A 7,077-nucleotide genomic window follows, 5' to 3' on the forward strand; every position below is an offset into this window, starting at 1 on the left:
CTCTATCCCCGCACGATCGAGGTGGCGCTGCCGCCGCGGCGGATGGCGTCCAGCGTGGCGGCACTCGCCTGGCGCACGATCTGCGCCGACAGCACGCGCAGCCGTGCCTCGACGCCGGCATCGGCGCCGCGCGCATCGATGGTGATGCTCTGGTTGATCACGGGGCCGCCCGGCGCCATGCCGTTCGGCAGCACGGTGCCGCTCCGGTTCGGCACGAACCACTCTGGCCCACGCTCGCCGACGATGTAGGGCTGCCCACCCGCCACCGGCCCGCCCTCGGCGCGGAACAGCCCGCCCAGCGCCGAGCCGATCCCCGAAAAGATCGAGCCGAAGTCAAAGCCGGCCAGGCTGGAGGTGACCGCCGTGCCGAGCGGTTCGGTGATGGTGCGGCGGACGACGATGCGCGCGATATCCTGCAGGATGCCCTGCAGCACCTTCGAGAAACTCTCGCCCTTGATGATCGCGTCCTCGAAAGCCGACGAGAAGGTCAGGCCCAGCTCACGCGCCGTGTTGCTGGTGCGCTCGGTCGCCTGCTGCACGCGCTGCTGGCTGCGCTCCAACTCCTCCAGCGCGGCATTGGCCTCGCGCGAGACCGTCTCGTCCGGGATGGGCTGGCCGATGCGCTCGGAGCGCTCCACCAGCCGGCCGAGGGTTTCCAGGCGGCGGGTGTAGCGTTCCTGGGCGTTCTCGTTGTTCTGGATCAGCCGCTCGCGCTCGCGGATGATGTCGTTGATCTCGCGCTCGGCCTCGCGGTCGGGGCGCGGGATGGCAGCCACGCGGCGGGTGGTGCCCTCGATGCGGCGCAGCGCCTCGTCGCGTTCGCGGAGCGCCAGGGTCTCAAGGCGGGTGCGATCGGCGGCGGTGATGCCGCCCGCGGCCTCGGCCTCGCGCAGGCGGCGGACGCGGTCGTCGTATTCGCTGTTGATCCGGAAGCGATCGTCGAGCGCCTTGCGCAGTTCCTCGGCGTCGGCGGCCGTGCGACGCCGGCGAGCCTCGGCGGCCTGGCCAGCCGCAGCCTCCTGCTCCGTGCGCTGGCGCTCACCGGCGGCCGCCTCGCCGCGGGTGATCTCCTCCTGCAGTTCCTGGTACTGCCGGCGCAGTTCCTCCAGCCGCGCGGCGCGATCCACGCCGGCCTGCTGCTGCGCGGTTCCGACCAGGCCGCCGCGGATGCTGCCGCGGCGCGCCTGCGAGCGCAGGCTGTCGCGGCCGTCATTCTCCGCCTCGAGGCGGGCGATCTGGGCACGCAGCGCCTCGGCCTGGGCGCGGCGGTCGGCCTCCTGCTCGGAGGGCAGCAGCAGACCGGAACCGCGGCGCACGCCGTCCAGCACGCGGGCGGCACCAGAGAGCGCGCGGGCCAGGGCGTTGGACAGGCCGATGGCCTGGTCCAGTCGGGCGAGGAACTGGTCGGCGGCGGCCGTCAGCTGCCCGAAGGCGCGGCCGACCGAGAGCGGGGCGCGCTCGAATTCGCCATTGAGCCGCTCGACGGCGCGCAGCAGCGCGGGAAAGACCGTATCGGCGGTGAGCTTGCCCTCGGAGCCCAGCTTGCGCAGCTCGCCGATGGAGACGCCGAGCTCCCGCGCCAGCGCCTGCGCCAGCGTGGGCAGGCCTTCCAGGATGGAGCGCAGCTCATCGCCCTGCAGCGTGCCCGAGGCCAGCGCCTGGGCCAGCTGCTGGGTGGAGGAGGCGATCTCCTGCTGGCTGGCACCGGAGGCGATGGCAATGCGCTGCAGCCCGCCGACCAGGGTGGCGACCTGGTCGGAGGTGGCGCCGATCTCGCGCGCCGCAATCGAGAACCGGGCGAAGGCGTCGACGCTCTCGCGCACGGCGACGCCGGTCTGCAGGCTGTCGCGGTACAGCCGGTCGTAGATCTCGCCAGCGCGCTCGACCGAACCCAGCGCGGTGTTCAGCCGCCCCATGGACTGGGTGAGCGCGTCGCCGGCCACGACCACGGCACGCAAGCCGGCGGCGAGGCCGGCGATCTGCATGCCGCGCACGGCGACGTCGAGCAGGTCCAGCGCGCGGGAGGCACGATCGGCGCCGCCCTGGATGCGCTCCAGGGAGCGCTGGCCGGTCTCGCCGACCTCGCGCAGCTCCTGCTTGACCCGGGCGGCATCGTCCAGCGATAGCCGGACCGAGACGCGGCGCGTGCTATCCGCCATGCGTCACGCCTCCTGCGACAGTGTGGTGGTCAGGGCCCGGGGGGATCCGTGCGGCGCGCGGCGCTGCCGGCGGCGAGGCCCATGCGCATGGCGAGCAGCAGTTCGGCCACGGCCCAGCCGGTGGCGCCCATCTCGCGGGCAGTGGCGAGTGCGGCCGGCATGTCGAGGTCGAGCCCGGTCATCGTCGCCGCGGCACAGGTGGTGCCGGCGGCCCAGACGGCGGCACCCTCGACGCTGGCCGGCGCGTGGGCGGCGTAGGGGCAGGCGAGACCGCAGTCGCGATCGAGCGCCCCGCAGCCGCGGCAGTAGTCAGGGCCCTGGCCGAAGTGCCATTCGGCCCGGGCCCTCAGCCGTTTCCCTCCAGGGCCACGGCGGCGACGGGGCCGGTTGCGCGGTCCCAGAAGGCGGCGGCCATCTCGTCCATATCCATCAACCGCTCGACGGCCTCGGGGGAAAGCGGCAGCGGCTTACCGGCGGCGTCGCCAACGCCCTCCCAGGCGGTAACGGCGTGGCGCGCGAGTGCCTTCACCAGAAACGCGAAGGCCAGGCCGCGGGCCATGTCGGGGTCGAGGTCGGTCTCCGCGGATCGCAGCGCGCCGAGGCGGCGGGCTGAGCCGGCCTGGGCCGCGGCCATGACGGCGGTGGTGACGGGACGGATTTCCACGCGGACGCCGCGGGGGAGATCGAGCCAGTAGGGTTCTGCGGGAAGGTCGAGGGTGAGCATGGAGGGGTCTCCTGGAGGGTTGGCCTTGACCTACGACCCCGCGATGGCCAAGTTGGCCATAGGTGTCGAAGGAGGATGTGCGGTGCCCAATGTCAGCCTGACGCCGGAGCAACAGCAGTTTATCGAGGCGCGCGTGGCCTCAGGCCGCTTTGCCAGCGCGAGCGAGGTCATGCGCCACGCCGTGCGCCTCATGCAGGAGGCCGAGGAACGTCGTGAACGGTTCGTCGCGATGCTATGCGACGTCAGCGAGCGCGCGGACCGTGAGGGCACGCTCTCTGCTGAAGAGGTGGATGCTGACCTGAAGGCTGTGATCGCCGCGGCCAAGCAGCGCGCTTGAGTCCGGCCCGAAGGCCGGCCGCGGCCAGGTTCACGCGCGAGGCGCTGGCTGACCTCCGAGCGGCAGTTGGCTGGATTGTCCGGGAAGACCCTGCCGCAGCAGATCGGCTACGGATCACGGCGAACCAGGCGGCGAAGGCCATCGGCGAGCATCCGATGATTGGGCCCGTCCGCACTGAATTCGCGCCCGAGCGATTTCGCTTTTTCGTGCTGCGGCGCTTTCCGTATCTGCTCGTCTACGAGCCGGGCCAAAACCCACCGCGCATTCTGCGGGTCGTTCATGCATCGCAGGACCTCGCTGTGCTGCTGGCGGACCTGTCCGGTGAGAGCAGCTGATCACGCGTACTCCGTCCCAGCCTGCTGGTTCCGCAGCACCGCCGTCATCATCCGCGTCGCCGTCGCGTTGAACGCCGCCCGGAAATCGAAGCTCGCCTCAACGCCCGCCGGCCCTTCGATCGGGGTCTTGGCCAGCGCCAGATACACCTCGTGCAGCGTGATAGTCAGGCTGCGGTTCGCATCGATGGTGAAGGCCATGGCGAATTCCGCAGAGGTGCCCGCCTGCGCCTGTGCCAGCAGCGTGGTATTCTCGAAGCGCACGGTGATCTGGCCCGTGCAGCGCGCGATGCCGGGATCCACGCCCTCGACACGGCGATCGGCGCGAATGGTGCGCACTGCCTCCATGCCGTTGGCGTAGGTGAGCCGCGCGCCGGTGACCTGAGCCAGTGCCGAGCCGCTGCGCGTGATGGATCCCTGCGCCTTGTTGAAGGCCGTGTAGGACGCGCTGGTCGGCGTGCCGCCTGACGTCGCACCCGTGCGCACCGAGCCCTGGCCGAGCAGTCCGAAGGTCGCAGTCGCCGCGCCGGTCGGCGTGAAGTCCATCTCCAGCGTGTCGGCGCGCACGCCGGTGCAGACGTCGAAGGACGGCACGTCGGGATAACCGATCTCCATCGCGTTGCTCGGCAGTGCGGCCGCGCCCGAGGCGAAAGTGTGGATGAAGTTGGTCGTGCCGGTGGTGGTCGGCGTGCCGAGCCGCAGCCGCAACCAGTGGCCGATGTTGACCAGATCGACCGGCACCACCGCCTGGCCGGCGACCGTCACCGTGTCGAGGAAGGGTGCCGCGGGATCGCGGTTGCTACCGACCCCGATAACATCGGCATCGAGCAGCGGCTGCTCGGCGCCCAGATCACAGGACAGGAACGGCATGCGCCGCCAGTTGCTGCCGGGCGCGGTGCCGTAGGTGGTCTCGGGCAGCATGAGCAGGCGGCAGTTCGCGCCGATGGCACGGGGCATGGGCTTTCTCCGGGAAAGGGATCAGGCCAGCGGCGAGCCGGCGACGGTGAACCAAAGCGTGACGGGGATGGCGGCAGCGCGGGCCGCGGCGGCACCCTCGAACTCGACATCCTCGAACGCGGGGCTGCCGGGCTGCGCCCATTCGACGGCGCCGCCGAGCGTGCGGTTGGCGGTAATGGCTGCGGCGACGTCGACCAGCAGCGCATCGAGCAGCGTGTTGCGTGCGGCGGGTGTGGCGCCGGCGACGGTGATCTCGACTTCTGCGCGATGCTCAACCTGCCAGGCCAGCGGCGAGAGGATCGGGGTCTCCTCCACCGTCTCGCCGTCGCGGACGACCACCAGTCCACCGGCGGGAATGCGCTGCGGGACGGTCTCCCCGCGGAGCACGACCGGCGCGGGGTTCCGGAGGGCCAGCGACTCGACCAGCCGGCTGTGCAGCGCCGCGATGGCAGTCTCGCGCGCGCTCACGCGGCCCTGCCGCTCTCGCGCTCCCAGGCGGCGACGAAGCGCCCCGGCAGCCGGCGCAGCCCACGCTCAGCCGCACCCCGCACGTCCAGCCGCTTGGCGAGCTTCACCTGGGGCAGCAGCAGGAACATCGGCACCATCCCCTGTTCCAGCAGCCCGCGCGCCCAGGCCTCGCGGCCCTTGCGATTTGCGGTGCCGACTTCCGCCACGCCGCCTGCCACCAGCCGGGTGCGGCGTCGCCGCCCGGTCTGCTCGCCTTGCCGCAGCGGCAGACACCACACGAAGCCGCGGCCCGACTTGAACGGCCGGAGGAAGGCCTGGCCGGAGGCGACCATCTGCGCGGGCGTGACCCGCATGCCCTTCTCACCGCGGCCTCGCCGTCCCCTGGCCGCGTTGAAGCCGGTCGGGATCGCGAGGAACTTCCTGCCGCCCTTGGCGCGGATCAGCGCGCCGCGCTCGAAGGCGTCGATGACGTTCGGCACCTTGGTGAAGACCAGCCCGGCCGGCCGCAGCGACTGCCCGGTCCGCGGGAAGATCATCGACCGCCAGGCATTGGCAATGCCCCGCGCGTTGCCCGAGAAGGCGGTGGTCACCTGCCGGCGCAGCTCGGCCTTCACCTGCTCGGTCTCGGCCCGGATCGCGGTCATGGCCGCGCGCTCCCCCGCGCGCACCTCATCCGCCAGCACCTTGCGCAGATCGCCGACGATGGCGGCGCCGAGGCGCATGGATCAGCGCCCGCCAAATTTGCGGCTGAGGATCCGCAGCAGCAGGTCGTGCAGCGCGGCATAGCCCAGCGTGCCGGCCAGCCACGCCACGGCGAACAGCCACCAGCCGTCGAGCTCGAAGGCATGGGCGATCAGCCAGGCGCCGGTGCCGAGGCTGCCGCCGGCCAGTGCGTGCAGCAGATAGGCGCGGGTCAGCAGTGGCCGGTCGGTGGAGGAGAAGCGTGCCATCGCTCCGAGCGCACCCAGGGCGCCGGCGAGCAGCGCCTCGCCGACAATGCCGCCGATGCGTTCGGGGTCGATCATGGCGGTGCTCCTATCGGCGGCAGAAGACGCGCCAGGCGATGCCGGCCGCGTCGCGCTCGGCGTGCTGGACGGTCAGAGTGTCGGCGCCGAGCGTGAAAGTGTCGTCGGCCACGACCGCGGGCAGCACGGCGATTGCGACGGTCAGGACGTCCGAGGCCTGGATGACGCTGGTGCCGAAGGCGTCGCCAAGCCGGTCCGGCGCCGAGCGGACCACGCGAAGCAGGACCGGAGCTCCGGTCCCGCCCGCGCGATAGCTCGCATCCGTGCCGATGTTCGGATCCGCGGTCAGCGCGTCCATGGCCGCGGCGAAAGCGCTCACGCTGGCCGCCGCAGCCGCCAGGCGAGCACGCCCACCACCGCGGCGACGATGACCGCGATGGCGACGGCCGCCGCCAGCGTGCCGAGCGCCTGGATGGCGGGGGCGGCCTGCGCCACGGCGGTGGCGATGCCCGCGGCGCCCACCAGCACGGCACCGCGGCCGGTGCCCGTTGCAGCCGCGACCTCCCGCAGCGTCACCGGCGGCGCCGGTGGCACGCCGGCGAGCGTCAACGCCCGATCGATCACCGCGGCCTGATAGCTCAGCCCCGCGCATTCGTGGTGGATGATGGCCTCGACCAGCGGACGCAGATGCGCGTGGATGTGGAGATCGATCGCATCGTCCGGCCCGACGCCGATCCGCCGTGCCACCACCGCCACATAGGCAGCGGTGTCGTTCTCCACCTTGGGCGCCCAGCGCTCGATGATCGCGCGCGGGGTGCGGAGCTTGTGCCGGTCCTGGTGGGTGACCAGCAGCGCCGCCAGCGCGCGGATGCCGAACTCATGGCTGGTGAAGCGGCAGAAGCGCCCATCCGAGGGCGGATCGGCAAGCCCCTGCCACTTGTTGGCGGGGACGTGCTCGATGTTCCCCGGGTTCCGGTTTCGGTAGCCTCGCGTGGTCTTGGGATCCATTGCCTTGGGGTCCGGGCTCACGTGCCGATCGCCGGCACGCGGTTCAGCCACACCCGGACGGTGGTGTCCGCGGCGAGCGCGGCCAGGGTGGCGATGCCGACCTGGAAATTGCCGGTCGCGGTGGTGG

11 protein-coding genes are annotated in these 7,077 nt (G+C 72.0%); 2 read left to right on the plus strand and 9 right to left on the minus strand.

From position 1 onward, the window contains the following. Positions 1-2: 2 nt before the first annotated feature. From BM041_RS28740 to BM041_RS28745, 3 genes are all read right to left on the minus strand, one after another. Positions 3-2,159, minus strand: a complete 2,157-nt coding sequence (locus tag BM041_RS28740; protein ID WP_092963377.1) for a tape measure protein — start codon at positions 2,157-2,159, stop codon at positions 3-5. Between the two features lie 29 nt (positions 2,160-2,188). Continuing rightward, the gene (locus BM041_RS30865; RefSeq protein WP_175534237.1) at positions 2,189-2,341 is read right to left on the minus strand and encodes a hypothetical protein; all 153 of its coding nucleotides are present in this window, start codon (positions 2,339-2,341) and stop codon (positions 2,189-2,191) included. Positions 2,342-2,505: 164 nt separating this feature from the next. Then, the gene (locus BM041_RS28745; protein ID WP_092963379.1) at positions 2,506-2,883 is read right to left on the minus strand and encodes a hypothetical protein; all 378 of its coding nucleotides are present in this window, start codon (positions 2,881-2,883) and stop codon (positions 2,506-2,508) included. 25 nt (positions 2,884-2,908) lie between these two features. Between BM041_RS28745 and BM041_RS28750 the strand changes: the two genes are divergently transcribed. Both BM041_RS28750 and BM041_RS28755 read left to right on the plus strand, forming a co-directional pair. Continuing rightward, positions 2,909-3,220, plus strand: a complete 312-nt coding sequence (locus BM041_RS28750; protein ID WP_245762306.1) for a type II toxin-antitoxin system ParD family antitoxin — start codon at positions 2,909-2,911, stop codon at positions 3,218-3,220. Continuing rightward, complete coding sequence (locus tag BM041_RS28755; RefSeq protein ID WP_092963381.1) at positions 3,217-3,555, plus strand: type II toxin-antitoxin system RelE/ParE family toxin; 339 nt, start codon at positions 3,217-3,219, stop codon at positions 3,553-3,555. The genes BM041_RS28750 and BM041_RS28755 overlap by 4 nt, the downstream gene beginning before the upstream one ends. On the opposite strand, the gene BM041_RS28760 is transcribed toward BM041_RS28755, so the two are convergent. The 6 genes from BM041_RS28760 to BM041_RS28785 are packed head-to-tail and all read right to left on the minus strand — an operon-like array spanning position 3,556 to position 6,950. Next, complete coding sequence (locus BM041_RS28760) at positions 3,556-4,509, minus strand: phage tail tube protein (RefSeq protein WP_092963383.1); 954 nt, start codon at positions 4,507-4,509, stop codon at positions 3,556-3,558. A gap of 21 nt (positions 4,510-4,530) precedes the next feature. Beyond that, the gene (locus BM041_RS28765; protein WP_092963385.1) at positions 4,531-4,977 is read right to left on the minus strand and encodes a hypothetical protein; all 447 of its coding nucleotides are present in this window, start codon (positions 4,975-4,977) and stop codon (positions 4,531-4,533) included. Continuing rightward, positions 4,974-5,699, minus strand: coding sequence for a DUF6441 family protein (locus BM041_RS28770; RefSeq protein WP_092963387.1), 726 nt, complete (start codon positions 5,697-5,699; stop codon positions 4,974-4,976). The genes BM041_RS28765 and BM041_RS28770 overlap by 4 nt, the downstream gene beginning before the upstream one ends. 3 nt (positions 5,700-5,702) lie before the next feature. Beyond that, on the minus strand, positions 5,703-6,002 hold the full coding sequence (locus tag BM041_RS28775; RefSeq protein ID WP_092963389.1) for a hypothetical protein: 300 nt from the start codon (positions 6,000-6,002) through the stop codon (positions 5,703-5,705). 10 nt (positions 6,003-6,012) lie between these two features. Further along, the gene (locus tag BM041_RS28780) at positions 6,013-6,321 is read right to left on the minus strand and encodes a head-tail joining protein (protein ID WP_092963391.1); all 309 of its coding nucleotides are present in this window, start codon (positions 6,319-6,321) and stop codon (positions 6,013-6,015) included. Beyond that, positions 6,318-6,950: a hypothetical protein gene (locus BM041_RS28785; protein ID WP_092963393.1), complete on the minus strand. Its 633-nt coding sequence runs from the start codon at positions 6,948-6,950 to the stop codon at positions 6,318-6,320. The genes BM041_RS28780 and BM041_RS28785 overlap by 4 nt, the downstream gene beginning before the upstream one ends. Positions 6,951-7,077: the final 127 nt, after the last annotated feature.

The sequence above is a fragment of the Falsiroseomonas stagni DSM 19981 genome (genome assembly GCF_900114315.1).
Lineage (GTDB): Bacteria > Pseudomonadota > Alphaproteobacteria > Acetobacterales > Acetobacteraceae > Falsiroseomonas > Falsiroseomonas stagni.

Coding starts and splice junctions, on each gene's coding strand:
- BM041_RS28740 (WP_092963377.1), bottom strand. CDS start 2,159: ATGGCGGATAGCACGCGCCGCGTCTCGGTCCGGCTATCGCTGGACGAT.
- BM041_RS30865 (WP_175534237.1), bottom strand. CDS start 2,341: ATGACCGGGCTCGACCTCGACATGCCGGCCGCACTCGCCACTGCCCGC.
- BM041_RS28745 (WP_092963379.1), bottom strand. CDS start 2,883: ATGCTCACCCTCGACCTTCCCGCAGAACCCTACTGGCTCGATCTCCCC.
- BM041_RS28760 (WP_092963383.1), bottom strand. CDS start 4,509: ATGCCCCGTGCCATCGGCGCGAACTGCCGCCTGCTCATGCTGCCCGAG.
- BM041_RS28770 (WP_092963387.1), bottom strand. CDS start 5,699: ATGCGCCTCGGCGCCGCCATCGTCGGCGATCTGCGCAAGGTGCTGGCG.
- BM041_RS28775 (WP_092963389.1), bottom strand. CDS start 6,002: ATGATCGACCCCGAACGCATCGGCGGCATTGTCGGCGAGGCGCTGCTC.
- BM041_RS28785 (WP_092963393.1), bottom strand. CDS start 6,950: ATGGATCCCAAGACCACGCGAGGCTACCGAAACCGGAACCCGGGGAAC.